The organism is Micrococcus sp. GbtcB5 (genome assembly GCF_019091605.1).
Taxonomy (GTDB): domain Bacteria; phylum Actinomycetota; class Actinomycetes; order Actinomycetales; family Micrococcaceae; genus Micrococcus; species Micrococcus luteus.
Genome location: NZ_JAGXJK010000004.1, coordinates 1 through 24,447, shown reverse-complemented (window position 1 = coordinate 24,447; position 24,447 = coordinate 1). Strand labels below are relative to the sequence as shown.

General features: G+C 72.1%; 24 protein-coding genes and 1 pseudogene. 13 read left to right on the top strand and 12 right to left on the bottom strand.

Annotated elements, in window-relative coordinates:
• Nucleotides 1–32: 32 nt before the first annotated feature.
• A complete protein-coding gene (locus KVS67_RS02240; RefSeq protein ID WP_217564734.1) occupies nucleotides 33–1,163 on the top strand; it encodes a trans-acting enoyl reductase family protein in 1,131 nt (376 codons plus the stop codon).
• 28 nt (nucleotides 1,164–1,191) lie between these two features.
• Here KVS67_RS02240 and KVS67_RS02235 read toward each other — a convergent pair whose 3' ends face one another.
• The 3 genes from KVS67_RS02235 to KVS67_RS02225 all read right to left on the bottom strand — a co-directional run bounded on the left by KVS67_RS02235 (nucleotide 1,192) and on the right by KVS67_RS02225 (nucleotide 5,291).
• Nucleotides 1,192–2,844: an AarF/ABC1/UbiB kinase family protein gene (locus KVS67_RS02235; RefSeq protein ID WP_217564733.1), complete on the bottom strand. Its 1,653-nt coding sequence runs from the start codon at nucleotides 2,842–2,844 to the stop codon at nucleotides 1,192–1,194.
• Between the two features lie 43 nt (nucleotides 2,845–2,887).
• The gene (locus KVS67_RS02230) at nucleotides 2,888–4,210 is read right to left on the bottom strand and encodes a DUF4921 family protein (RefSeq protein WP_170747997.1); all 1,323 of its coding nucleotides are present in this window, start codon (nucleotides 4,208–4,210) and stop codon (nucleotides 2,888–2,890) included.
• 70 nt (nucleotides 4,211–4,280) lie between these two features.
• Complete coding sequence (locus KVS67_RS02225; protein WP_036316411.1) at nucleotides 4,281–5,291, bottom strand: NADP-dependent oxidoreductase; 1,011 nt, start codon at nucleotides 5,289–5,291, stop codon at nucleotides 4,281–4,283.
• Nucleotides 5,292–5,478: 187 nt separating this feature from the next.
• Here KVS67_RS02225 and KVS67_RS02220 point away from each other — a divergent pair, with 187 nt between their 5' ends.
• A complete protein-coding gene (locus tag KVS67_RS02220; protein ID WP_217564732.1) occupies nucleotides 5,479–6,993 on the top strand; it encodes an acetyl-CoA hydrolase/transferase family protein in 1,515 nt (504 codons plus the stop codon).
• 115 nt (nucleotides 6,994–7,108) lie between these two features.
• Here KVS67_RS02220 and KVS67_RS02215 read toward each other — a convergent pair whose 3' ends face one another.
• Both KVS67_RS02215 and KVS67_RS02210 read right to left on the bottom strand, forming a co-directional pair.
• On the bottom strand, nucleotides 7,109–7,534 hold the full coding sequence (locus tag KVS67_RS02215; RefSeq protein ID WP_095694796.1) for a hypothetical protein: 426 nt from the start codon (nucleotides 7,532–7,534) through the stop codon (nucleotides 7,109–7,111).
• The gene (locus KVS67_RS02210) at nucleotides 7,534–7,953 is read right to left on the bottom strand and encodes an organic hydroperoxide resistance protein (RefSeq protein ID WP_002855232.1); all 420 of its coding nucleotides are present in this window, start codon (nucleotides 7,951–7,953) and stop codon (nucleotides 7,534–7,536) included. The genes KVS67_RS02215 and KVS67_RS02210 overlap by 1 nt, the downstream gene beginning before the upstream one ends.
• Before the next feature lie 111 nt (nucleotides 7,954–8,064).
• Between KVS67_RS02210 and KVS67_RS02205 the strand changes: the two genes are divergently transcribed.
• Complete coding sequence (locus KVS67_RS02205) at nucleotides 8,065–8,556, top strand: MarR family winged helix-turn-helix transcriptional regulator (protein WP_036382885.1); 492 nt, start codon at nucleotides 8,065–8,067, stop codon at nucleotides 8,554–8,556.
• Between the two features lie 31 nt (nucleotides 8,557–8,587).
• On the opposite strand, the gene KVS67_RS02200 is transcribed toward KVS67_RS02205, so the two are convergent.
• The 4 genes from KVS67_RS02200 to abc-f form a co-directional block, all read right to left on the bottom strand.
• Nucleotides 8,588–9,394 carry an alpha/beta fold hydrolase gene (locus tag KVS67_RS02200; RefSeq protein WP_254629178.1) on the bottom strand — a complete coding sequence of 269 codons (807 nt, stop codon included), beginning with the start codon at nucleotides 9,392–9,394 and terminating at the stop codon, nucleotides 8,588–8,590.
• Nucleotides 9,395–9,420: 26 nt separating this feature from the next.
• Nucleotides 9,421–10,431, bottom strand: a complete 1,011-nt coding sequence (locus KVS67_RS02195; RefSeq protein WP_163721251.1) for an NADP-dependent oxidoreductase — start codon at nucleotides 10,429–10,431, stop codon at nucleotides 9,421–9,423.
• Between the two features lie 46 nt (nucleotides 10,432–10,477).
• Nucleotides 10,478–11,161 (bottom strand): type 1 glutamine amidotransferase domain-containing protein, encoded by a 684-nt coding sequence (locus tag KVS67_RS02190; RefSeq protein ID WP_163721249.1) that lies wholly within the window; start codon nucleotides 11,159–11,161, stop codon nucleotides 10,478–10,480.
• Between the two features lie 85 nt (nucleotides 11,162–11,246).
• On the bottom strand, nucleotides 11,247–12,899 hold the full coding sequence (abc-f, locus tag KVS67_RS02185) for a ribosomal protection-like ABC-F family protein (protein WP_036316399.1): 1,653 nt from the start codon (nucleotides 12,897–12,899) through the stop codon (nucleotides 11,247–11,249).
• A 210-nt stretch (nucleotides 12,900–13,109) separates the two neighbouring features.
• On the opposite strand from abc-f, the gene KVS67_RS02180 reads away from it, so the two are divergent.
• The 6 genes from KVS67_RS02180 (at nucleotide 13,110) to KVS67_RS02155 (ending at nucleotide 18,757) form a co-directional block, all read left to right on the top strand.
• A complete protein-coding gene (locus KVS67_RS02180) occupies nucleotides 13,110–14,198 on the top strand; it encodes a catalase family protein (RefSeq protein ID WP_197458598.1) in 1,089 nt (362 codons plus the stop codon).
• Between the two features lie 53 nt (nucleotides 14,199–14,251).
• The gene (locus KVS67_RS02175; RefSeq protein WP_063190264.1) at nucleotides 14,252–14,947 is read left to right on the top strand and encodes a hypothetical protein; all 696 of its coding nucleotides are present in this window, start codon (nucleotides 14,252–14,254) and stop codon (nucleotides 14,945–14,947) included.
• 1 nt (nucleotide 14,948) lies between these two features.
• Nucleotides 14,949–16,355: a Dyp-type peroxidase gene (locus KVS67_RS02170; protein WP_063190265.1), complete on the top strand. Its 1,407-nt coding sequence runs from the start codon at nucleotides 14,949–14,951 to the stop codon at nucleotides 16,353–16,355.
• A 355-nt stretch (nucleotides 16,356–16,710) separates the two neighbouring features.
• Nucleotides 16,711–17,436 carry a histidine phosphatase family protein gene (locus tag KVS67_RS02165; protein ID WP_197458599.1) on the top strand — a complete coding sequence of 242 codons (726 nt, stop codon included), beginning with the start codon at nucleotides 16,711–16,713 and terminating at the stop codon, nucleotides 17,434–17,436.
• Entirely contained in the window at nucleotides 17,433–17,975 is a 543-nt protein-coding gene (locus tag KVS67_RS02160; RefSeq protein ID WP_063190266.1) for a DUF3090 domain-containing protein, read from the top strand. The genes KVS67_RS02165 and KVS67_RS02160 overlap by 4 nt, the downstream gene beginning before the upstream one ends.
• A complete protein-coding gene (locus KVS67_RS02155; protein WP_063190267.1) occupies nucleotides 17,975–18,757 on the top strand; it encodes an SCO1664 family protein in 783 nt (260 codons plus the stop codon). Before KVS67_RS02160 ends, KVS67_RS02155 begins: the two co-directional genes overlap by 1 nt.
• A 43-nt stretch (nucleotides 18,758–18,800) precedes the next feature.
• Here KVS67_RS02155 and KVS67_RS02150 read toward each other — a convergent pair whose 3' ends face one another.
• The 3 genes from KVS67_RS02150 to KVS67_RS02140 are packed head-to-tail and all read right to left on the bottom strand — an operon-like array spanning nucleotide 18,801 to nucleotide 19,884.
• Nucleotides 18,801–19,367: a mismatch-specific DNA-glycosylase gene (locus KVS67_RS02150; protein WP_041103934.1), complete on the bottom strand. Its 567-nt coding sequence runs from the start codon at nucleotides 19,365–19,367 to the stop codon at nucleotides 18,801–18,803.
• A 1-nt stretch (nucleotide 19,368) separates the two neighbouring features.
• The gene (locus KVS67_RS02145) at nucleotides 19,369–19,623 is read right to left on the bottom strand and encodes a Txe/YoeB family addiction module toxin (RefSeq protein WP_041103932.1); all 255 of its coding nucleotides are present in this window, start codon (nucleotides 19,621–19,623) and stop codon (nucleotides 19,369–19,371) included.
• Complete coding sequence (locus tag KVS67_RS02140) at nucleotides 19,624–19,884, bottom strand: type II toxin-antitoxin system Phd/YefM family antitoxin (protein WP_036340860.1); 261 nt, start codon at nucleotides 19,882–19,884, stop codon at nucleotides 19,624–19,626.
• Between the two features lie 326 nt (nucleotides 19,885–20,210).
• Here KVS67_RS02140 and KVS67_RS02135 point away from each other — a divergent pair.
• From KVS67_RS02135 to KVS67_RS02120, 4 genes and pseudogenes are all read left to right on the top strand, one after another.
• Nucleotides 20,211–21,135 (top strand): IS5 family transposase gene (locus tag KVS67_RS02135; protein ID WP_197458600.1). Its coding sequence is split into 2 segments (ribosomal slippage): nucleotides 20,211–20,585 and nucleotides 20,587–21,135, totalling 924 coding nucleotides; the frame shifts between segments, so codons are not numbered across the junction.
• A pseudogene (locus tag KVS67_RS02130) lies at nucleotides 21,132–21,500 on the top strand (NAD(P)/FAD-dependent oxidoreductase); the annotation flags it as partial. The gene KVS67_RS02135 and the pseudogene KVS67_RS02130, both read left to right, overlap by 4 nt.
• Before the next feature lie 227 nt (nucleotides 21,501–21,727).
• Nucleotides 21,728–22,849, top strand: a complete 1,122-nt coding sequence (locus KVS67_RS02125) for an L-dopachrome tautomerase-related protein (RefSeq protein ID WP_036334589.1) — start codon at nucleotides 21,728–21,730, stop codon at nucleotides 22,847–22,849.
• Nucleotides 22,850–23,192: 343 nt separating this feature from the next.
• A complete protein-coding gene (locus KVS67_RS02120) occupies nucleotides 23,193–24,395 on the top strand; it encodes an IS256 family transposase (RefSeq protein ID WP_063190268.1) in 1,203 nt (400 codons plus the stop codon).
• The last annotated feature ends 52 nt before the right edge of the window (nucleotides 24,396–24,447 follow it).

The window sequence follows — 24,447 nt, the reverse complement described above, 5'->3', positions numbered from 1 at the left end:
AGGTCTCCGCGTGCGCGGCCTAGCGTGGGGCCATGACGGATTCTCCCCTGCACCTCGACCACCCCGACGCCCCCCGCATCATCGTGCTCGGCGCGACGGGCTACGCCGGATCCCTCGTCGTGGACGCCCTCGTGGCCCAGGGCGCACGGCCCGTGCTGGCGGGCCGAAACCGGGACTCGCTCCAGCACGCGGCGAGGCGGCACGACGGGCTGGAGGTCGCCGTCGCCGACGCCGGGGACCCCGCCTCGCTGAGGGCCCTGGTCACGGAGGGCGATGTGCTGGTCTCCACGGTCGGCCCCTTCGAACGCTACGGCCGGCCCGTCGCCCGCGCCGTCGCGGAGAGGGGCGCGCACTACGTGGACTCGACCGGTGAGATCGGCTTCGTGAAGGACCTCAAGGCGGACCTGGACGCCACCGCCCGACGCACGGGCGCCACCCTGCTGCCCGCCCTCGGCTTCGACTACGCGCCGGGCATGCTCGCGGGCGGGCTCGCGCTGGCGCAGGCCGGTGGACGCGCACGGTCCCTGCAGATCGGCTACTTCGCCGACGGCGAGCTGGACCCGCGCGTCGACCTCAGCCACGGGACGCGCCAGACGATGGTGGACGCCCTCACCGAGCGGACGATCACGTGGCGCGGCGGGCGGCTGGCGACGACGGGCCCGGCCAGCCGGTCGGCCGTCTTCCGGGTCGACGGGCAGGATCGCCGCGGCGTGCTGTTCGGCGGCACGGAGTCCCTGTTCCTGCCGCGGATGCAGCCCGGCCTGGATGAGGTCGAGGTCTTCAACGGCTGGTTCCCGGCCCGGCCCACGCAGATCGGCGCCGCCGCCCTCGGCGCGGTGGGGTGGCTCCCCGGCGTCGCCCGCGGCGTGCAGGCCCTGCTGCGGCCCTTGGCCGGGGACCCGGGTGGCCCCGACGCCGCAGACCGGGCCCGCACGGGCTCCCGAGTCGGGGCGATCGCGCGGGACGCGGCCGGCCGCGTCGTGGCGGACGTGCACCTGCGCGGCCCCAACGCCTACACGTTGACCGGGGACCTCATGGCCTGGGGCGCCCGTCAGCTCGCCGCAGGCCGGGCCCGCGAGGCCGGCGTCGTCAGCCCGATCCAGGCGTTCGGCCTCGACGACTTCGAGACGGCCTGCGCCGCGGTCGGCCTGGTGCGGGCATGATCCCGACGACTGACCCCGCCCGTGGCCCTCAGCGGGGGCGACGCCGCGGGCGGCTGATCCAGGCCAGATAGGCGCTGCCGCCGGTCAGGGCGGCGCCGCCGGCGGCCACCACCGGCCCGGCGAAGCGGCCGAGCCGGTCCTTGTACGCCACGAGCACGTTCGTGCCGCCGGTGATCATCGCGGCCACCACCATGGCGGCCACCACCCGGTCGCCCGTCCGCTCGAGGCGCGTCACGAGCGGCTCGAGCTCGCTCGCGCGGACGGTGACGTCGATCCCGCCGTCGTCGATGCGTTCCATCACCTTGCGGGCGTACTCCGGCAGGTCGATGCCGAGCTCGGCCGCCGCGATCGTGGCCCGGCCGATCCGGCCCGCCACCCGCCGGGGGTCGAGGTGCTCCCCCACGAGGCGCAGGGCGAACGGGTCGAGCACGCGGGTGTAGTCGAAGCCGGGGTGCAGGCGGCGGCCGATGCCGTCCACGATGATCAGCATCCGCAGCAGCTGCACGAGCTCGGGCGGCAGGGACAGCCGGTGGCGCCGCACCAGGGCGAAGATCTCCGAGATCAGCTGCGCCACGCGGATGTCCTCGAGCTCGCGCCCCTCGAGGCGGCCGACGATCCGGGCCACCTCCAGCCGGAGCCGACGGCGGTCCACCGGCCCGCGCGGCGGGGCGATGTCCAGCAGGGCCCGCACCAGTCCGTCGGTGTCCTGCCGGGCCAGCGCCATGGCCAGGCCCGCGAACCGGCGCCGGAGGGACGGGGAGATCCGCCCGACGGAGCCGAAGTCGATGAACCCGACGGTCCCGTCCGGTTCGATGAACAGGTTGCCCGCGTGCGGGTCCGCGTGGAACACGCCGTGCTCGAACACCATGGCCAGCAGCACCTCGGCGGCCCGGTACGCCAGCTCCTCCCGGTCGATGCCGGCGGCGTCGAGTCCGGCCAGATCGTCCACGCGCAGCCCGGAGAGCTCCTGCATGGTCAGCACGCGCGAGGTGGTCAGGTCCCACTCGATCCACGGGAACCGCACGCCCGGGGTGTCCCGGAAGCCGGCGGCGATCTCCTCGCAGGCCCGCGCCTCCACCACGTAGTCGAGCTCGGCGCGCAGCGAGCGGTCGAACTCGTCCACCATGGCCGGCACGTCCAGGTCGGCGAAGGTCCGTGAGGCCCGCGACCACGTGGCCGCCAGCGTCCGCAGGATCTCCAGGTCCGCCTGGACCTGCTCCACCACACCGGGCTTGCGGACCTTCACGACGACGGCGCGCCCGTCATGCAGGCGCGCGCGGTGGGCCTGACCGATGGAGGCGGTGGCCAGGGGCGCCCGGTCGAACCAGGCGAACAGGGTGTCGACGTCGGCGCCGAGGTCCTCCTCGACCGTCCGGGCGACGGCCTCGAAGGGCACCGCCGACGTGCTGTCCGTGAGGCGGGCGAACGCCGCGCAGTAGGCCTCGGGGAACACGTCCGGGCGCGCCGAGATCAGCTGCCCGAGCTTCACGAAGGTGACGCCCAGCTCCTCGAACGTGCGCACGAACAGCTCGGGGCGGGCCTCGGCGTCGATGCCCAGGTGCGGCTCCCCCTCCTCGAGGGGCAGCCACCGGGAGAGCCCGGCCTGCACGGCCGTGGCCATGAGGCCGTTGCGGGCCATGACGTGGGCGATCTCGCGGTAGCGCTGCAGGTGGAGGGCCATGACGCCCACGCTACCGACCGCGCGGAGGGACGGGCCCCGCCGCTCAGTCCGCGTACCGGAGCATGCCCGGCCGGACCCGCGCGTCGGCCCCGATCCGCATCCCGTCCGCGAGCGCGCCCGCCGCCCGCAGCTCCCGCAGCCTCGCCAGCACCCGGTCCCGCACGTCCCACGGGCTGAGGGTGTTGACGTTGATCTTGGTGGCGCCCTCGAAGCCGGCGAGAGTGGAGACGCGCCACTTGAGCATCACGCGCCACGGCATCGGGTCCGCGACGCCGGGCGGGCGGGTGTGCCACTCCTCGTTGGAGGGGACGTCCGGGCCGGTGGCCGCGTGGGCGGCGTGCAGCAGGTCGGACATGCCGCGCAGCTCGGCCGGGTCCTGCCGCCACGGCTCCCCCACCGGGCTCGTGGAGTAGACCTCGACCGTCGGGTACCGGTGGCCGAAGCCGGCGAACATCACGGCGTGCTCGTTCTCGGCGATGACGAGGTCGTGCGCCACGGCGACGTCCAGCGCGGCGTGGTTGAAGACCTGCGGGTCCTCGCGCAGCCGGTCGAGGGCGGCGGCGTTCTGCGCGCCGATCTCGTCGATGGCCACGAGCTGCTTGTGCAGGTGGTCGAAGGAGGCGCCGGCGGGCTTGAGCCAGTTCTGGAACACGGAGACGTACCGCACGGCGGGCGTGGTCGCGTAGAGGTCCCGCATCGCGTCGGCGGTGAGGGCCAGGAAGGCGTGGTGCTCGTCCGGGGTGAGGGTGCCCGAGGAGGCGAGCTGGTGGTCGTCCACGGCGTCGTCGACGAAGTGCCGCCGGGCGATCACCACGTCGTGCGTGCCGCCGAAGAATGCGGCCGACGCCGCGATCAGCTCCGCCTCGGACATCGCTGCAGCCTCCTCGGTGGAGCGGCCGGAGGCGCGCAGCTTCGCGGCGACGACGGCGCGCACGTGGGCGCGGCCGGCCTCGGTGGCCAGGTATTCGTCACGGCGGCGGCGCGCGTCCGGGGGAAGTTCATAGCCGTGGTTGAGACGCCAGTAGTCGTAGCTGAGGATCTCGAAGAGGTTGGGGACCCGGCGAAAGGCCGGGGTCGTCTCCTCGAGCCGCTCCGCGGCCGGGTGCCGCAGGATCTGCCAGGCCGGGGCGCCGTCGTCGGCCCTCATGGAGACGATGCGTGACTTCTCCGGCGGCGTCTCCAGCATCCGGTGCTCGCAGAAGGCGCAGTGCCGGCCGTGCTGGGCGGGGTCGAGCGGCTGCGGGGCGGGCCGGACGAGGCCGAGCGGGCGGTGGCCGCGGCCGGGCACGGTCCAGACCTCGGTACCGGTGAAGGGGTTGCGCTGCTTGACGGTGCCGTCCGGCAGTCGGGTGAGGGGCTCGCTCACAGACGGGTGCACGAGGCCAGGATACGAGGCGGTGCCGGCCCGGGCAGGCCGGCGCCGACGCGCCCGCCGGTCAGAACTCGAGCAGCACCTTGCCCTTGGCATGGTGGGATTCGAGACGCTCGAACGCCTGCTCCCAGTCGGCCAGGGGGTAGCGGCTGTCCACGGTCACGGCCAGCTCGCCGGCGTCCACGAGCCGAACGAGCTCGGCCAGGCCCGCCCCGTCCGGATGCATGAGGAAGAACTCGTAGGTCACCCCGGCCTTCTTCGCGGCCCGGCGCACCTTCGCACTGGCCACCCGGGAGACGACGGCGGCCAGCGGCCGACGCGACGGGCGCGCGGTCTCACGAAGGCTGCCGGGGCTCGGCGGGCCCGCGATGGTCACCAGCCGGCCGCCGGGCTCGATCGAGCCGAGCAGCTCGGCCATCTGATCACCGCCGATGAGGTCGAACACCTTGTCGAAGCGTTCGCCCCCCTCTGCGACGGTGCGGGCGCGATAGTCGATCACCGCGTCGGCGCCGGCCTCGCGGACGTACGGCTCACCCGCCGCGGAGGCGGTCACGGTCACGTGCGCGCCGCGCAGGTGTGCCAAGCGCGTGGCGATCAGCCCGACGCCGCCGGCGGCCCCGGTGATCAGCAACCGCTCCCCGGGCTGCAGGTCCAGGTGCTCCGGGCCGAGTGCCTGCTGGGCGGTCAGGCCGGCGAGCGGCAGGCCGGCCGCGTCCGTCAGGGGCATGCGGGCGGGCGCGGCGGCCACCCAGTCCGCGCGCACCGCGGCCAGCTCGGCGAACGCCCCGTGGCCGGAGGGGTCCACGCGGGTGATCACCGCGTCACCCGGGGCGAACGCGGTCACCCCGGCGCCCACGGTCTCGACGATGCCGCTGAGCTCGTTGCCGGCGACCGTGGGGAAGTCGTCGGGGGCGATGGCCTTGAAGTCGCCTTCGCGATGCATCGCGTCGACGGGGTTGAGGCCGACCGCGCGGGTGCGGATCAGCACCTCACCGGCGCCGACCGTGGGGGCGGGGACGTCGGTGAGGGCCATGGCCTCACGGCCGCCGTAGGACTGGAGGACGAGTGCTCGCATGACGCCGAGCCTAGGCGCGCCGCCCCGGAGTGCCGAGCCCTGTTCGCCGTCGTCGATCACGCAGGTCGGGCTCGGCGACCTCCGGCGTGATCATCCCCACGGCCACCCGTGACGCGGGTACGCTGATCGCTGTTCCACGTCACAGCGCTCTCGCTCGACTCGTCTCACCCGCACGGAGGCCTCACCCATGTCGTCCCGCATCCACCACCCCGGCCTCCGGTCGAAGGTGATGTCCGCCGCGGAGGCGGCGGCGTTCATCCAGCACGGCACCACCGTGGGCATGAGCGGGTTCACGGGGTCCGGCTACCCGAAGGCCGTGCCGACGGCGCTGGCCGAGCGGGCCAAGGAGCTGCACGCGCGCGGCGAGGAGTTCCGCATCAACCTCCACACGGGGGCGTCCACCTCCGCGGAGATGGACGGTGCGCTGGCCGAGGCGGACGCCGTCGCGCTGCGCACCCCGTTCCAGTCGGACCCGACGATGCGCGCCAAGATCAACGCGGGCGCGATCGAGTACATCGACACACACCTGTCCCACCTGGCGCAGACCGTGTGGAACGGCTTCTACGGGCCCATGACCACCGCGGTGATCGAGGTGTCCGGGATCCGCGAGGACGGCCGTCTCGTCCCCAGCTCCTCCGTGGGCAACAACAAGTCCTGGATCGACCTGGCGGATCAGGTGATCCTCGAGGTCAACTCGTGGCAGAGCGAGGACCTCGAGGGTCTGCATGACGTCTACTATGGCACCGCGCTGCCCCCGCACCGCACGCCGATCATGCTCACCCACCCCGCGGACCGCATCGGTGAGACGTACCTGCGGTGCGATCCGGCCAAGGTGGTGGCCGTCGTCGAGACCCACGCCCCGGACCGGAACTCTGCCTTCAAGCCCGCCGACGCGGACTCGATCGCGATCGCCCAGCACCTCGTGGAGTTCTTCGAGCACGAGGTGGCCCAGGGCCGGTACGACGAGCGACTGCTGCCGCTGCAGTCGGGCGTGGGCAACATCGCGAACGCGGTGATGTCCGAGCTGGTGAAGTCCCGGTTCACGGGCCTGTCCGCGTTCACCGAGGTGGTGCAGGACGGCATGCTCGACGCCCTGGACTCCGGCACCCTGGCGACCGCGTCCGCGACCGCGTTCTCCCTGTCCACCGAGGCCGCCGAACGGTTCAACGACAACGCCGCGAAGTATCGGGACAAGCTGATCCTGCGCACCCAGGAGATCTCCAACCACCCCGAGCTCGTGCGTCGCCTCGGCATCCTCGCCATGAACGGCATGCTCGAGGCCGACCTGTACGGCAACGTGAACTCCACGCACCTGATGGGCACGAAGATGATGAACGGCCTCGGCGGCTCCGGCGACTTCGCCCGCAACGCGTTCACCTCGTTCTTCCTCACCCCCTCCACGGCCAAGGGCGGGGACATCTCCTGCATCGTGCCGATGGTCTCGCACGTGGACCACACCGAGCACGACGTGCACGTGGTGGTCACCGAGCAGGGACTGGCCGACCTGCGCGGCCTCTCCCCCAAGCAGCGCGCCCGCACGATCATCGACACGTGCGCGCACCCGGACTACAGGGATCCGCTGCGGGACTACTTCGACCGCGCGATGCGCGGGTCGGACGGCCTGCACACCCCGCACCTGTTGGGCGAGGCCCTGTCCTGGCACCAGCGCTTCCTCGAGACCGGGACGATGCGTCACGGCTGACGGCCCGCCGGACCGGACACCTGCGGAACGGGCCGCGCCTCGCGACGGGTTGACGTCATGCCGGCTCCGGGCACGTGCCCGGAGCCGGCCCAGGGCCGCAGGACCGGCGACGGCGTCAGCCGCGCCCGCCCTGCTCCCGCTCGGGGATTCCCGCGGCCCACAGGGCGGCCGCGATGAGGGCGGGCTGGCCGAACAGCCGCGCCAGGCGGCGGCCGTCGGTGTCCAGCCCGAAGCCGTCCTTGCGCTCGGCGTACTGCCCGATGTTCCCGGGGTAGATCGCCGTGTAGAAGGCCGCCAGGGCGGTGCCGGTCAGGCGGCGCTGCCCGGGGAGCGCCAGGAGAGCGGCCCCGAGGCCGATCTCGGCCACGCCGGATCCGAGCACCACGAGGTCCGCCGGGAGCGGGACCCACGAGGGCACCTGGGCGCGGAACTCACGGCGCGCCACGGTGAGGTGGGACAGCCCCGCGGCGGTCATGAACCCGCCGAGGCCGAGGCGGGCGGCGGTCTGGGAGAGGGGGGCGGACTGCCGGCGCTTCGTCATCACGCCTCCCCGAGCTCGAGGACGACGTCGATGTTGCCCCGGGTGGCGTTCGAATAGGGGCACACCTGATGCGCCTGCTCCATGAGGGCGCGGGCCTGGTCCGCGGGGACGTTGGGCAGCACGACCTCGAGGGTGACCTCCAGGCCGAAGCCCTCACCCTGGCGGCCGATGCCCACGCGCGCGCCGACGGAGGAGTCGGTGATGTCGGCACGGGAGGCCCGGGCGACCATCTGCAGGGCCGAGTGGAAGCACGCGGCGTAGCCGGCGGCGAACAGCTGCTCGGGGTTGGTGCCCTGGCCGGAGCCGCCCATCTCGGTGGGCACCGCGAGGTCGAGGTCGACCCGCCCGTCGGTGGTGCGGACATGGCCGTCGCGGCCGGCGCCGGTGCTGAGCGCCTCGGCGGTGTAGATGGTCTCCATGAGAGGTCCTTTCATCCGCCCGCCCCGTGCGGGACGAGTCGGCTCCAGCCTGCCACCCGGTTAGGTCGCGCGCAACCAAGTCGCTCCCCAGCGACCACTAGAATCGCTCCCATGGATGCCGCGCCGACCCCCAGCCTCGCCCTCGAGGACCAGCTCTGCTTCGCCCTGCACCGGGCGGCGCGCGCCGTCACGCGCGGCTACGGCCCCCTGCTCTCCCGCCTCGGCCTCACCTACCCGCAGTACCTCGTGATGCTCACCCTGTGGCAGGTGGAGAGTGACGCCTCGGCTGAGACGGAGGCGTCGACGTCGGACGCCGCCGGCGCGCTGGGGGTCGGCGCGCTGCGGGACCGGCTCGGCATGGACAACGGGACGATCACACCCCTGGTGCGGCGCCTGGCCGGCATGGGGCTCGTCACGCGGGAGCGCGACGTCCACGACGAGCGACGCGTGCTGGTCCGGCTGACGGACGAGGGACGAGCGCTGCGGGCGTCCGCCCGGACGGTCCCGGTGGACGCCCTCACCCGGATCCCCCTCGACACCACCGAGCGCCAGGTCCTCATGGACCTGCTGAACCGGATCACCGAGGCCGCCGGGCCGCGCTGAAACGGCGGGAGCGGCCCGCGCGGAGCGCGGGTCAGCGCACCCGGTCCAGGATCGCCCGGGCGACGGCGTCCGCCTCGCGCTCGGGCAGCCAGTGGTCCGCGTCGAGCGCCACGAACCGGTACTCCCCCGCCGCCTGCCCCGCCGTGAGCTCGGCGGCCCGCGGCCCCAGGGCCGCGTCCCGGGTGCCCCACACATACGTGGTGGGGACCGACACGGGCGCGCTGCTCGTGGTGGTCACCAGATCCGGGTTCGCCCGATACCAGTTCACCGGGCCGCGCAGGCTCTGCGGGGTGGAGAACCGGCGGGCGTAGTGCTCCGCCCCGGGGACCTGCCCCCGTTGCAGCAGGGAGCCCAGCCGTCGGGCGAGGATTCGTTCGGGGAGGGCCGGCGCCTGGAAGGCGGCGATGTACCAGCTGCGGCGCAGCTGGTCCGGGCCGCGCAGGGCGCGGGCCAGGGCGGCCGGGTGCGGCGTGGACAGGACCGTCAGGGACGCGACGCGCTCGGGGTGGGCGGTGGCCAGCGCCCAGGCGACGGCGCCACCCCAGTCATGGCCGACGACGTGGACGCGCCGCGCCCCCGCCGCGTCCGCCAGCGCGACGGCGTCCCCCACGAGCGCCGGGAGGCGATAGGCCGCCGTCGCCCGCGGCGCGGCCCCCGGGGAGTAGCCGCGCTGGTCCGGCGCGAGGGTGCGCAGCCCCGCGGCGTGCAGCAGCGGCTCGACGTGCCTCCAGGACGTGGCGTCCTGCGGGAAGCCGTGCAGCAGCAGGACCACCTCCCCCTCGGCCGGCCCGCCGTCGCGGACATCGAAGGTCAGGCCCTGATGCCGGAAGGTGGCCATGCCGCCCCCGAGTGCGCCGTCGCTCGTCACAGCCGGACGACCATCTTCCCCGTGTTGGCGCCCTCGAGCAGGTCGATGAACGCCTGGGGCGCGTTCTCCAGACCCTCCCGGACGGTCTCGTCCCACTGGATCTTCCCGTCGGCGACCCACGGGCCCACGCGCTCGAGGAACTCGGGACGGACCTGCGCCGCGTACTTCTGCAGGACGAAGCCGCGCAGGGTCAGCCGCTTGCCGATCGCCAGGGCGAGGTTGCGCGGGGCCGCCGGCGGCTCCGTCGAGTTGTACTGGGCGATCGCACCGCACATCGCCACGCGGCCGTCGACCCGCATCGCGGCGATGGCGGCCTCGAGGTGGTCGCCGCCCACGTTGTCGAAGTAGACGTCGATCCCCTCCGGCGCGGCCTCGGCCAGCAGGTCCGTGGGCGAGCCGTCGTGGTAGTTGAACGCGGCGTCGAAGCCCAGCTCCTTCACCCACGCCACCTTCTCGGGCGTGCCGGCCGAGCCGACGACGCGCGAGGCGCCCAGGAGGCGGGCGATCTGGCCGGCGACCGAGCCGACGGCCCCCGCGGCGCCCGAGATGAAGACGGCGTCGCCCTCCTGCATCTCGGCCACGTGCACGAGGCCGGTGTAGGCGGTCAGACCCGTCATGCCCAGCACGCCCAGGTAGGTGCTGTCCGAGAACTGGGAGGTGTCCACGGCCTGGACGGTGTCGCCGTCGAGGACGGCGTGCTCGCGCCAGCCGAGGCCGTGGAGCACGGACGTGCCCTCCGGCACGTCCGCGTGGCGCGAAGCGATCACGGTGCCCACCGCGCCGCCGTCGAGGGGGGCGTCGAGCTGGAACGGGGGCACGTAGGACTCGACGTCGTTCATGCGGCCGCGCATGTACGGGTCCACGGACATCACGGTGTTGCGCACGAGGACCTGGCCCTCGGTGAGCTCGGGGAGCTCGACCTCGGTGAGGCGGAAGTTCTCCGGCGTCGGGGCGCCGTGGGGGCGGGAGGCGAGGTGGATCTCGCGCGTGTGGGTGGGGGTGCTCATCGAGTGGTCTCCTCGGGGTCGAAGTGGTGGGCTCGGCGGAGGGGGGTCAGCGCGCGAGCAGGTCGAGGACGCGGCGGGCGGCGTCGGCGGAGGAGGCCGGGTTCTGACCGGTCACCAGGGTGCCGTCCGTGACCACGAAGCTCTCCCCGTCCGGGCCCTTGCGGTAGTCCGCGTCGGCGGCGATCAGCGCGTCCTCGACGAGGAACGGGACGACGTCCGTCAGCTGGGCGGCCTCCTCCTCGCCGTTGGTGAACCCGGCGACCTGACGGCCGCGCACGAACGGGGTGCCGTCGGCCGCGGTGATCGGGTGCAGGATCCCGGGCGCGTGGCAGACGAGGCCGAGCGGGCGCCCGGCCGCGTCGCTGTCGAGGATGATCCGCGTGGAGTCGGCGTCGGACACCAGGTCCCACAGCGGGCCGTGACCGCCCGGGTAGAAGACGGCGTCGAACCCGTCCACGTCCACCCGGGCCAGGGGCGTGGTGTGGGCCAGGGCGGCCTTGGCCTCCTCGTCCTGGTCGAACCGGCGGGTGGCCTCGGTCTGCATCTCCGGCTGCGAGCTCGTCGGATCGATGGGCGGCTGGCCGCCGCGGGGCGAGGCGAGGGTGACCTCGTGGCCGGCGTCCGTGAAGACGTAGTAGGGCGAGGCGAACTCCTCGAGCCAGAACCCGGTCTTGCGGCCGGTGTCGCCCAGCTGGTCGTGCGAGGTGAGGATCATCAGGATGCGGGACATGTCTGGGGCCCTTTCGTCGGTGGGGACTGAACTCTCATGGTCGTACACAACCGAATCTCGGGCAAGGGTGACGGTGCCCGGGTCGTCAGCGCTCCGTCACCCGCCCGTCCTGGACCTGCCAGCGACGGTCGGTGCGGACGGTGTCCAGCATGCGGCGGTCGTGGGTGACGAGCAGCAGGGCGCCCTCATAGGTCTCCAGGGCCTGTTCGAGCTGCTCGATGGCCTCCAGGTCCAGGTGGTTGGTGGGCTCGTCGAGCACCAGGACGTTCACCCCGCGGGCCTGGAGCAGGGCCAGGGATGCCCGGGTGCGCTCGCCGGGCGAGAGCTCGTCCACGGGGCGGTTCACGTGGTCGGCCTTGAGGCCGAACTTGGCCAGCAGGGTGCGCACCTCCCCGGAGGCCATCTCGGGCACGAGCGCCTCGACGGCCGCGGCGAGCGGGACGGTCCCGGCCAGCAGCGAGCGCGCCTGGTCGATCTCCCCGATCTGCACGCTGGACCCCAGGGCGGCCGTGCCCTCGTCCGGGGCCTGGCGGCCCAGCAGCCCGCGCAGCAGGGTGGACTTGCCGGCCCCGTTGGGCCCGGTGATGCCGATCCGCTCCCCCGCGTTCACCTGGAGGGACACCGGGCCGAGCGTGAAGCCTCCCTGCCGGAAGACGGCGTCGTTGAGGGTGGCGACCACCGAGCTGGAGCGCGGCGCCGCACCGATGGTGAACTCCAGCCTCCACTCCTTGCGCGGCTCCTCCACCTCCTCCAGGCGCGCGATGCGGCTCTCCATCTGCCGGACCTTCTGGGCCTGCTTCTCGCTCGACTCACTGTTGGCCCTGCGGCGCAGCTTGTCGTTGTCCGGGGACTTCTTCATCGCGTTGCGCACGCCCTGGCTGGACCACTCCCGCTGGATGCGGGCGCGGGAGACGAGGTCCTGCTTCTGCTCGGCGAACTCCTCGTACTTCTCCCGGGCCTGGCGGCGCAGGGTGGCCCGCTCCTCGAGGTAGGCCTCGTAGCCGCCGCCGTAGACGCGGTTGGTGCGCTGGGCGAGGTCGAGCTCCAGGACGCGGGTGACGCAGCGGGCCAGGAACTCGCGGTCGTGGCTCACCAGCACGACGCCGCCGCGCAGCTCCTGCACGAAGGCCTCCAGGCGGGTCAGACCGTCGAGGTCCAGGTCGTTGGTGGGCTCGTCCAGGAGCACGACGTCGAAGCGGGAGAGCAACAGCGCGGCGAGGCCGACGCGGGCGGCCTGCCCACCGGAGAGGGAGGTCATGAGGACCTGTTCCGGGGAGGCGGAGAGGTCGAGGCCGAGGTCGGCCAGGACGGCGGGGATGCGCTCCTCCAGGTCCGCGGCGCCGGAGGCCAGCCAGCGGGTGAGGGCGGTGTTGTAGCGGTCTGCGGCGGCGTCCGTGACGTCCGGGTCCGCCAGGCCCGAAGCGGAGGCGTCCATCTCTCGAGTGGCCTCGGCGCAGCCGGTGCGGCGGGCGATGTACCCGGCGACCGTCTCCCCCGGCACCCGCTCGCGCTCCTGCGGCAGCCAGCCCACGAACGCGTCGGCCGGGGCCAGGCTGACCGTGCCGGCCTGCGGCGCGAGGTCCCCGCCGAGGATGCGCAGCAGGGTGGACTTGCCCGCGCCGTTGGCCCCCACGACGCCGACGACGTCCCCGGGCGCGACCGTGAGGTCCAGATCCTCGAAGAGCGTGCGGTGACCGTGGCCGCCGGCGAGGCCGGAGGCGACAAGGGTGGCGGTCATGCTTCTCCTGGCTCGAGTGCGCTTCCCTGGGGCGGGTCACCGCCACACTGTCACAGATCCCCCGGGGCACCGCCCCCGGGCCCCGACTCCCAGACCTGCGGCGCGCTTCCTTCCTTGCCCTGACAGGGGGAGAGTCATAGCGTCGCCAGGGTCAGGTGCGCGGCTCCGCGCGGCGCACACGGCGCTCCAGAGAGGGAAGGCAGAGCACTGATGACTGAACCGGTGAAGTACACGCCCGACATCGAGCATTCGGTCGACCGCGAGGAGGACCTGACCCGCGAGATCCTGGCCCAGATGGGCGCGGCACAGCGCCGCGCGGCGGGAGAGCACAAGCACGCCCACCGCGACGCCCACGCCAAAAGCCACGCCGTCCTCAAGGCCACGCTGGAGGTGCACGAGGGCCTGGCTCCCGAGCTGGCGAAGGGCATCTTCGCCCGTCCGGGCACCTACGAGGCGGTGGCGCGGCTCTCCTCCGCACCCGGGGACATCCACACCGACCGCACTCCCGCCCCGCGGGGCTGGGCCTTGAAGGTGCTGGGGGTGGAGGGCAAGCGGCTGCTGCCGGATCTGGACAGCCACAATCAGGACTTCCTCATGGTGAACTTCCCGACGCTCGCCTTCGGCACCGTGGCCCGCTACAAGGAGATGCTGAGCCTGCTGGAGAAGAACTCCCAGTCCCCCGAGCTGCTGCAGCGCCTGACGACGGGCGCCGCGCGCGTGGTCCGGGGTGCGGTGGAGACCGTCGGGGGGACCCCCAGCGCCACCCTGGAGGGCCTGGGGCGGGACAACGCCCACGTCCTCGGCGAGACGTACTTCACCCAGGGCGCCCTGCGCTACGGGGACCACGTCGCGAAGATCTCGCTGGCCCCGGCGTCCGAGAACGTGCGCACCCTGACCGGTCAGGACATGAAGGTGGAGGACTTCTCCTCGATCAGCGAGATCGTCGCCGACTTCTTCTCGCGTGAGAGCGCAGAATACGTCCTGCGGGCGCAGCTGGCGACCGACCCGGAGCGCATGCCGGTGGAGGACGCCTCCGTCCTGTGGGACGAGGAGGAGGCCCCGCACCAGCCCGTCGCCACCCTGCGCATCGAGGCGCAGGAGAGCTACAGCCATCCCCGCCGCGTCTACGGCGACGACGCCCTCACCTTCAACCCGTGGAACGGCGTGGTCGAGCACCAGCCGTTGGGCTCCATCATGCGCGTCCGCAAGCGCGCCTATGAGCAGTCCACTCGCTTCCGCCACGAGTTCAACGACCGCCCGGCCCCCGAGCCGTCGTCGCTCGACGACATCCCGGACTGATCCCGGCCCCACCCCTCACCATTCACCCCAAAGGATTCTCGAAGGAGGACCTCATGACTGACCGCCCCGACCCCCGACTGCAGGACGAGAGCCGCCTCGACGCCGTCAAGCGCGCCGTCGAGGACGTCGCCCAGGACGCCCCCACGCTGGCCAAGATCGCCCTCGAGGCGATGATCCGTGAGCACAACCCGGACCTGTCCGGCACCGCCGACTCCGCCGGCCGCGTGGGGATGCGCTCGGGCAAGGTCTCGGAGCTGACCGCGATCGCCCGCCTCAAGCCGGGCGGCGCCGAACGGCTGCAGCGCATCTTCGACCTGACCCGCGGCAACATGGACGGCGCCCAGCGCGTGTCCACGCTGCACGACATGCGCTTCGTCTTCTTCGACGACAACACCCGCATCCTCTTCGCCACGGCCTACGACGGCGACTGGGACGCGTACATCAACGACTTCGCCACCAAGATCCCCGAGCTGATGGACCTCCTCTTCCAGAACGTGGAGGGGTGGCCGGGCATCGACAGCCCGACCGTGAAGGACTTCATCGCCGACCACCAGATCACCGCCTCCGGGTGGTTCGTGGCGAACCCGCAGGTCACCGTGGTGGACACGCGTCGACTGCAGCGCACCGAGGACGCGGTGAACACCTTCCTGGACCAGATGGCCGGGCGCACCGACCTGGACGAGGACACCGCGGCCGCCCTGAAGCAGCTCACCGACACGATCTCCACCCCCGAGGCGGTGGACTACTGAGATGGGCGTGCTCAAGGACCTGAAGGAACGTTTCGATCGGGAGCGGGTCGAGCTGGACCTGGACGACATCCAGGGCCTGGTGCTGCGGTCGCGGCCTGAGCCCTACGTCGGCGCCCACGCCATGCTGACCGTGGAGGAGGCCGAAGGCGGTCGGGACTTCGTCCGTCGCCTGGCCGAGTACGTGACCTCCGCGCAGGACTGGGCCGACGACCTGCAGTCCTGGACCGGCGTGGCGATCAGCTATGCCGGCCTGCGCGCCCTGGGGCTGCCCGAGGACTCCCTGTCCAGCTTCCCGCTGCCCTACCAGCAGGGGATGGCCGCCCGCGCTCAGCAGCTCATGGACACCGGGCCGAACGCCCCGGAGCACTGGGACGAGGCGTTCACCCAGGACGCCTGCCACATCGCGCTGACGATCTACGCGGCCGACGCCGACGCCCTGGACGCCGCCTTGGACCAGGCGGAGAAGGTGCTGGAGCACTCCACCGGAGTGACCCTGGTGGCCACCCACCGGTTCGGGGTCGACGAGCTGAACAAGAACCCCTTCGGCTTCCGGGACTCCATCTCGCAGCCGACGGTGGCCGGCAGCGGGGTGCGGCCTCAGCCGGGCCAGGAGCGCTCCATCTCCGCCGGCGAGTTCATCCTGGGCGAGAACAGCGAGACCGGCTCCCCGCTGGCCGTGCCGCAGCCGGATGTGCTGGGCCGCAACGGGACCTACGTGGTGCTGCGCAAGTTCGCCAGTCGGGTGGGCGCCTTCAACGAGTACCTGGCCTCGCAGAGCCCGGACCCGGAGGAGCAGCACCGGATCGCCGCGAAGATGTTCGGCCGGTGGCGCAGCGGCGCCCCGCTGGTGCTCTCCCCGGACCACGACGACGAGGAGCTGGGCAACGACCCGGAGCGGCGCAACGACTTCACCTTCGAGGACGACCCGAAGGGCCTGATGTGCCCGCACTCCAGCCACATGCGTCGCCTCAACCCGCGGGACAGCGACCTGTCGATCATGACGGACGTGAACATCAAGCGGATCATCCGGCGCTCCTCGACCTACGGTCCCGGGTGGTCGCCGGAGGTGACCTCGGCCGACGACGCGAAGGAGGACCGCGGGATCTACTTCATCTTCATCAGCGCCCGGGCCTTCGACACGATCGAGTTCATGCAGCAGGAGTGGATCAACGGAGGCAACTTCGTCGACCTCGGCTCCGAGCGGGACCCGATCGTCGGTCTGCACGAGGACGACCCGACGCAGGGACGGTTCACCATCCCCGCCGAGCCGGCCCGCAAGCGCATCGACGGCATCACCACCTTCAACCGGATGGCCGGGGGCGAGTACCTCTTCATGCCCTCGCTCAGCGCCCTGCGGTGGATCGGTGAGGCGGGCTGGACCTCCGAGCAGTCGGACGCCGAGGCGTGATGCAGCCCCCGTCCCCGGGCGGCCCCGCAGGCGCCCAGCCGTAACAGGTGAACCTCGACTGGCTGCGGGGCGGCCCGGGCCGCGGCCACGTGGCTGAGCTCCCTGCCCGGGGACGAGGACGGCGTCCGGGGCAGGGGCGGCTGGCGCGCCGACCCGGGCGAGCAGCCCGGCGCGGACGACCACGCCGTCCTGCTGCTCACCTCGGCCGGTGAAGACGTGGCGGACGGGTTGGAGGACGCCGCCGACGACGTCCACGCGGCGATGGCCGCCGTCGAGGGCCTCACCCTGCGGTGGACTCCCCTGTCCCGTGACCCGTCCCGCTGAGGCGCGTCCGCCCCGTCAGTAGGCTGGAGTGATGGCGACGGTACTTCTCGTGCGGCACGGCCGCACCACGGCCAACGCGACCGGACTGCTGGCGGGCCGCACCCCCGGGGTCAGCCTGGACGACCACGGACGGGAGCAGGCGGCCCGCACCGGGGATCGGGTCGCGGCCGTGCCCGTGGCCGCGGTGGTGGCCAGTCCCCTGGAGCGGTGCGCGCAGACGGCCCGCGCACTCCTCGATCGCCAGTCGGGGGCGGTGCCCTCGCTGGTCGACGACGACCTCACCGAGTGCGACTACGGCCAGTGGCAGGGGCGCGCGCTCAGCGACCTGGCCACCGAGCCCCTGTGGGCGACGGTGCAGACCCAGCCGTCCGCCGTCGTCTTCCCCGGTGGGGAGTCCATGGCGGGCATGCAGGCCCGCGCGGTGGCGGCGATCCGCCGGCACGACGCCGCGGTCGAGGCCGAGCACGGGCCTGGGGCGGTGTGGGTGGCGGTGAGCCACGGGGACGTCATCAAGTCGATCCTGGCCGATGCGCTCGGCACGCACCTGGATCTGTTCCAGCGGATCGAGGTGGGACCCGCCTCCGTGTCCATCGTGAGCTACGGCCCGAACCGCCCGCGGGTCTGGGCGATGAACACCGACGCCGGGGACCTGTCCTGGCTGGCGACCCTCGGCCCGTCCGACGACGCCCCGGTGGGCGGCGGCGCAGGCACGGGCGCCGGTGCAGTGGACGAGCAGACGCCTAGGATCGTGGCATGACTGATGCACCTGCCCCCGCCCATGAGTTCGACTGGCCGGATCGGGTCGTGATCGGGACGCTCGGGCGTCCCGGAGCCCGCACGTTCTACCTGCAGGTGCGCACCGGACCCCGGCTGGTGAGCCTGGCCCTGGAGAAGCAGCAGTCGGCCCTGATGGCGGAGATGATCGACGAGATCCTCGACGATCTCATGGCGCTGGAGGGCAACCCGCACAGCGTCCCGGCCAGCACGCCCGTGGAACTCGTGGACAACGATCCGCTGGACCCGGTGCAGGAGTGGTTCCGGGTGGGGGCCATCGGCCTGGGCTGGGACCCCACCACCGCGCAGGTGCTCGTCGACGCGCACCCCCTGACCGACGACGACGCCGACCCGGCGCTCGAGGCGGACGCCGAGGCCGTGCGCGTGCGGATGCCCGTCGGCGCCGCCCGGGCGTTCGCTCGGCGCACCCGGGAGGTCGTGGACGCCGGGCGTCCGGTCTGCTCGGACTGCGGCCAGCCCATCGACCCCGACGGCCACGACTGCACTTTCCCCGACTCCTGATGAGCGCCGCGGACGTGCCCGCCGGCGAGCTGGTGTCCGGGGAGCTGATGCTCACCGGCCGCATCACGACGGCGTCCAACGCCACGTTCCTCGGCGCGATCGGTGACACCCCGGTGGTCTACAAGCCGGTGGCCGGCGAGGCCCCGCTGTGGGACTTCCCCGCGGGCACCCTGGCCCGCCGGGAGGTGGCCGCGTCCCTGGTGTCCGAGGCGCTGGGGTGGGACATTGTGCCGCGCACCTGGCTGCGCGACGGCCCGTTCGGTAAGGGCATGGTGCAGCTCTGGCAGGAGCAGGATCCTGAGCAGGACGCCGTGGACCTGTTCCCGGCGGACGAAGTGCCGGCCTCGGGATGGCTCACGGTCCTGGAGGGTGAGGACGAGGGCGGGAATCGGCTGGTCCTGGCCCACGAGGACTCGGCGGCGCTGCGCCGCATGGCGGTGTTCGACGTGCTCGTCAACAACGCCGACCGCAAGGGCGCCCACATCCTCGCCATGCCCGGCGGCCACCGCCACGGCGTGGACCACGGGCTGACGTTCCATGTGCAGGACAAGCTGCGGACCGTGCTCTGGGGGTGGCTGGGCGAGGCGCTGAGCGAGGAGGAGCGCGACGGCGTCGCCCGGGTTCTCGACGGGCTCGACGGTGAGCTGGGGCAGGGGCTGGCGGAGCTGCTGGGTGCCGAGGAAGTCGACGCCCTCGCCGAACGCTGCACCCGGTTGCTCGACGACGGGATCTTCCCTGCCCCGAGCGGGCTGACGCCGGCCGTGCCCTGGCCGCTCTTCTGACGGGCCTGAGGCGTCAGCGCGGCCGCAGGGACAGCGGGCTCACTCAGTCCACGAGCCCCGCCGCGGCACCGGCCGCACGGTAGTCCGCGGCGAGCGAGTCCAGGGTGGCGTGAGCGTTGAGCCCGCTGGGGTTCGGCGCCACGAACAGCCGCGTGCCCGGCCACGGCGTCTGCTGCTCCCCCAGCACCGCCTTCGGGCGTCCGAACGCCTGCCGGTAGGCCGTCACCCCCAACACAGCGACGACGGCCGGCGCATGCGCTGCCACGAGCGCGTCCAGGCGGGCGGGGGCGGCGGCGAGCTCCTCCGCGGTGAGCTCGTCGGCGCGGGCGGAGGCCCGCGGGACGAGGTTGGAGATCCCGATGCCGCGGGCGTGCAGCTCGGCGAGGTCCTCGGCCTTGTAGCCGTCGGAGGCGTCGATCAGGTGTCGGGTGAGCCCGGCGCGGTGCAGGGCCGGGTAGAAGCGGTTGCCGCGGCGGGCGAAGTGCGCACCGGTGGCGGCGCTCCACAGGCCGGGGTTGATGCCGATGAACAGCAGCCGCAGCGGGTCCGGCAGCAGGTCGGGGACGGTGCGGTCGCGGAACTGCTGGAGCTCGGCCTGGGTGAAGCGCATGTCAGTAGTGATACCTCGCCTGGAGGATGATCAGGTCCTCGCCGTCGACGAGGTAGACGAGCCTGTGCTCCTCCGTGATGCGTCGGGACCATGCCCCGGGCGCGCCGTACTTCAGCTGCTCGGGCTTGCCGATCCCGTCGAAGGGATCACGCAGGGCGGCGTCGATGAGGGTGTTGATCCGCTTGAGGACCTTGCGGTCCGTGGTCTGCCAGTGCGTGTAGTCCTCCCAGGCCGAGCGGTCCCACACGAGGCGCACTCAGGCGTCCCCGTCCATGCGGTCCAGAGCGTGCTCCTCGACGCTCCCTGCGCGGGCGCGCTCGTAGGCGTCCAGCAGCCGGCGGGCGTTGGCCGGGGAGCGGAACAGGTAGGCGGTCTCCTGCCAGGCGGCGTACTCGTCCGCGGGCATGAGGACGGCATTCCCCTTGCGGGAGACGATCTCTACGGCGTCGCGGTCCGCATTCACTCGCTCGATGAGCGGGAACAGGGTCTTGCGGGCTTCACTGGCGCTGATGGACATGCTGGCCTCCTCGGGTGCGATGTGGTACTTGCTTATGGTACCAGTTGGGGCTGTCGAACTCGGGGGGTGCCGTGCGGGATGCAGATCTCCTTGCCCTCGTGGTCCGTGGGCGCGGCGACGGCGTCCCCTGCTCTCCCAGGAGCGCCTTGGGCTTCCCGAAGATGTCCACACCCGCTCTCCTGACGCAGGCCCCCGCGGGCCGTTCTATTGTCCTGAGGACCATCGAGACGGCCGAACCCTGTTCGCCACAACATCGCCGTTGAAGTCCCATCTGCCCTAGGGCGTGTCTCCCTTATCGGTGGTGAGGCTCGCGGCAGGCTGGTCGGGTGAGGTCGACAGGGTCGCGGTATCAGGTGTTCACGGACGAGCAGTGGGAGCGGATCGAGCCGTTGCTGCCCTCGAATCAGGGCCGGCGTGGGCATCCCTTCGGGGAGCACCGCAGGGTGGTGGAGGGCATCGCCTACCGGTATCGGACCGGGGTCCCGTGGCGGGATCTGCCCCGGGAGCAGTTCGGGCCCTGGCAGACGGTGTGGAAGCGCCACCGCCGCTACGCCGCGGATGGGACCTGGGATCGGGTGCTGACCCACGTGCTGGCCGAGGCCGATGCGGCCGGGATGATTGACTGGGCCGTCTCGGTCGATGCGACCATCGCCCGGGCCCATCAGCACGCCACGAACACCACTCGTCCGGACCAGGACACAGGGGGCCGGGGCGAATCACAAGAAACTGCCGCTGGATGAGGTTGAGCCGCCCGGGCACGGCATCGGGCGTTCCCGCGGCGGGCTGACGACCAAGATTCACCACGCCGTCGATGGCCGCGGCCGGCCGCTGGCCGCGATCGTCACCGGCGGGCAGCGCAACGACGAGGCCGTGCTGGCGCAGGTGCTGGCCGAAATCCAGATTCCCCGACTCGGCGCCGGCGCCGCCCGAGCCCGCCCGGAGGCGGTGATCGCCGACCGGGCCTATGCCACCGGAGTGATTCGCAACGAGCTGCGCCGCCGCCGAATCACCGCGGTAATTCCGGAGAAACGGGACCAGATCGCGGCCCGAGCCCGTCGCGGCAGCCGCGGCGGGCGGCCGCCGGCCTTCGACGCCCAGGCCTACCGCGGGCGCAACGTCGTGGAACGCCACTTCGCCCTAGCCAAGCAATGGCGCGGCGACTGCGGGCTTACACAGCCCGCTGGCGTCGTGGCAGCGGCCCTTCTCCTGCGGCGTATCGCTCATCACCAACAGATCGAGGAACCACGATGACAGGAACTGACGACGGCGTTGCCACGACGCGTTCACCCGAGGTAGCAGTGATCGGGGGTGGGATCGTTGGTCTGTCGACGGCGTACGCGCTGCGGGAGCAGGGCGTGCCGGTGCGCTTGTACGAGGCTGGTCTGCCCGGGACGGGTCAGTCCGGAGGCGAGTCGCGGATCTTCCGACATGCCCACGACGACCCGCGACTCGTTGCTTTCGCGCGCGAAAGCCGCGGCGTCTGGGATGAGTGGGCCGAACACTTCGACGTCGAGCTGGTCTCATCAGACGGTGTCCTGGCGATCGGAGACAGCGTCCTGGCGCGGCTGCGGGTGCTCAACCAGGTCGGCGGCGTGGAAGCGCACGAGATCGACGCGGTCGCGGTCACCCTGCTCAGCGCCGTGGCCCGGACCAGCTGACCGGCGCACCACTCCCCTTACGTGACTTGGACGGGGGCTCTCCATGCACCGGGGCCCTGGGCACCGCACACCGCGACCCACTGGGACTGCCGGGCAGAACTGGTCCTGCCCGAAGGCTCCCGCCCCGGCGGCCGGGAACCCGGTGTACCGTTTCGAGCACGAGCCCGACCGACAGGAGCGATGTGATGGAGAATCGATCGGAAAGCCTGCCCGCGGAGCAGCCGGTGGGCGAGCTGGAGGAGGTGGCCCATTTCCACGGCCCCATGCTCACCGGCGTCACGGTCTCGCACCGGGGGCGGATCTTCGTCAATTATCCGAAGTGGGGCGATGACGTCGCCTTCACGGTGGCCGAAATTCGCGACGGCGAGGCGGTGGCCTACCCGAACGAGGCCATCAATCGCACCGATTCCGACGACCTGGCGAACACCCTGGTCTCGGTGCAGAGCGTGGTGGTGGACCCTGCCGACCGGCTGTGGATCCTGGACACCGGAAGCCCGCTATTCAAGCCCACGACCTACGGCGGGCCCAAGCTCGTCTGCGTCGACCTGACCAGCGACACAGTGGTCAAGACCATCCTGTTCCCCCAGGATGTCGCGTTGCCCACCAGCTACCTCAACGACGTGCGCTTCGACCTGCGCCGCGGAGCCGAGGGCGTCGCCTACCTCACCGACTCCTCCGACCAGGGACCCAACGCGCTGGTGGTGGTGGACCTGGCCACCGGTCAGAGCTGGCGGCGGCTGCACGAGCACCCCTCCACGAAGGCCGAGCCGCTCACAGACTTCGTGCCGGTTGTCGAGGGCCGCCCGATGGTCGCCCGCCAGGAGGACGGGACCGTGGCGCCGGCGATCGCGATGGGCGCGGACGGAATCGCCATCGGCGCCGACGGCGCCCGCCTCTACTACTGCCCGCTGGCATCCCGGCGGCTCTACAGTGTGGCTACCGACGCGCTGGTGGACCGAGCCCTGGATGAGGCGGCGGTGGCCGCGACCGTGCGTGATGAAGGCGACAAGGGCGGGGCCGGCGACGGCCTGGAGTCCGACGCACAGGGCAACGTGTATGCGACGAACTACGAGCACAACGCGGTGCTGCGGCGTCGGGTCGACACCGTCGGGGCGTGGGAGACCGTGGTCAGCGACCCTCGGTTGCTGTGGCCGGACACGCTCTCGGTCGCGGCCGACGGCTACCTCTACATCACCGCGAACCAGCTCCACCGCCAGGCCGACTACCGGCAGGGGCAGGATGAACGGGTCAAGCCCTACACCCTCTTCCGCACCCGCATCGACGCCCGACCCGTCCTGCTGCGCTGACCACAGCGGGACGGAACTGGATGCAGCCATGCACAAGTGAAGCGCCTGGGTTTCGTTCCGAGGTCAGGACGCAACGGGCGCTACAGGTCACTGCTGTGCTCTGTCTTTGACACGTCGAGTTCTCCTCCTGCGGGGATGTTCTTGTACCGCCGGGCCAGTCAGGGACAGCAGCACATGTTCCACGCCTGCTGGCCCTGACCGGCATTACGGCATGGGCCTGGAGTTGAGTCCCGCATAGTGGTGTAACGCCCGGTGGTCGGGCGTGTCGTCTCAGACGTGGACGCGGCCACCGTGTGATCCGTCGAGTCAACCTTCCACAGAATCCTCGAATGGAGTCATCACGATGACCGCTCCTCATATTCTCGACCCTGCCGGCCTGCTCGGAGAAGCCCTGTCTGAAGCGTCCCCGGACATGATGCGCCATCTGCTGCAGACCATGATCAACACCTTGCTGTCCGCGGATGCCGACGCGGTGGTCGGTGCCGAATGGGGCAAGCCCAGCTCCTCGCGCACTGCTCAGCGGAACGGGTACCGCCACCGGGACCTGGACACCCGGGTCGGCACCCTGGACGTGGCCATCCCCAAGCTCAGATCGGGCACGTACTTCCCAGACTGGCTACTTGAACGCAGGAAGAGAGCGGAGTCGGCGCTGATCACCGTGGTCGCTGACTGCTACCTCGCCGGGGTCTCGACCCGACGGATGGACAAGCTGGTCAAGACTCTGGGCGTCAACGCCCTGTCCAAGTCCCAAGTCTCCCGGATGGCCACCGAGCTCGACGAGCAGGTCGAGGCCTTCCGCCACCGCCCGCTCGGGGTGGCCGGCCCGTTCACGTTCGTGGCCGCCGATGCGCTGAGCATGAAGGTCCGCGAGGGCGGGCGCGTGGTCAACGCCGTGGTGCTGCTGGCCACCGGGGTCAACGCTGACGGCCACCGCGAGGTCCTGGGCCTGCGGGTCGCCACCTCGGAGACCGGGGCGGCGTGGAACGAGTTCTTCGCCGACCTGGTCGCCCGCGGCCTGGCCGGGGTCCGGTTGGTCACTTCTGACGCCCACACCGGACTCAAGGACGCCATCGCGGCGAACCTGCCCGGAGCGACGTGGCAGCGCTGCCGCACCCATTACGCGGCGAACCTGATGGGCATCACCCCGAAGAACATGTGGCCGGCCGTGAAAGCCATGCTGCACTCGGTCTATGACCAGCCCGATGCGGCCAGCGTGCACGCGCAGTTCGACCGGCTCCTGGACTACGTGAGCGAGAAGCTGCCCACCGTGGCTGAGCACCTCGACGCCGCCCGGGCGGACATCCTGGCCTTCACCACGTTCCCGAAGGACGTCTGGACGCAGGTCTGGTCGAACAACCCGGCCGAGCGGCTCAACCGGGAGATCCGCCGTCGCACCGACGCGGTGGGCATCTTCCCCAACCGGGCGGCCATCGTCAGGCTAGTGGGTGCGGTGCTGGCCGAGCAGACCGATGAATGGGCCGAGGGTCGACGCTACCTCGGTCTCGAAGTCCTGGCCCGCTGCGGGCGTGTCAACTTGTCTGTGTAAGCGGGGTGGTCACAGGTAGGGGTTGATCCGGTCGGGGTAGGCCGCGGCGAGC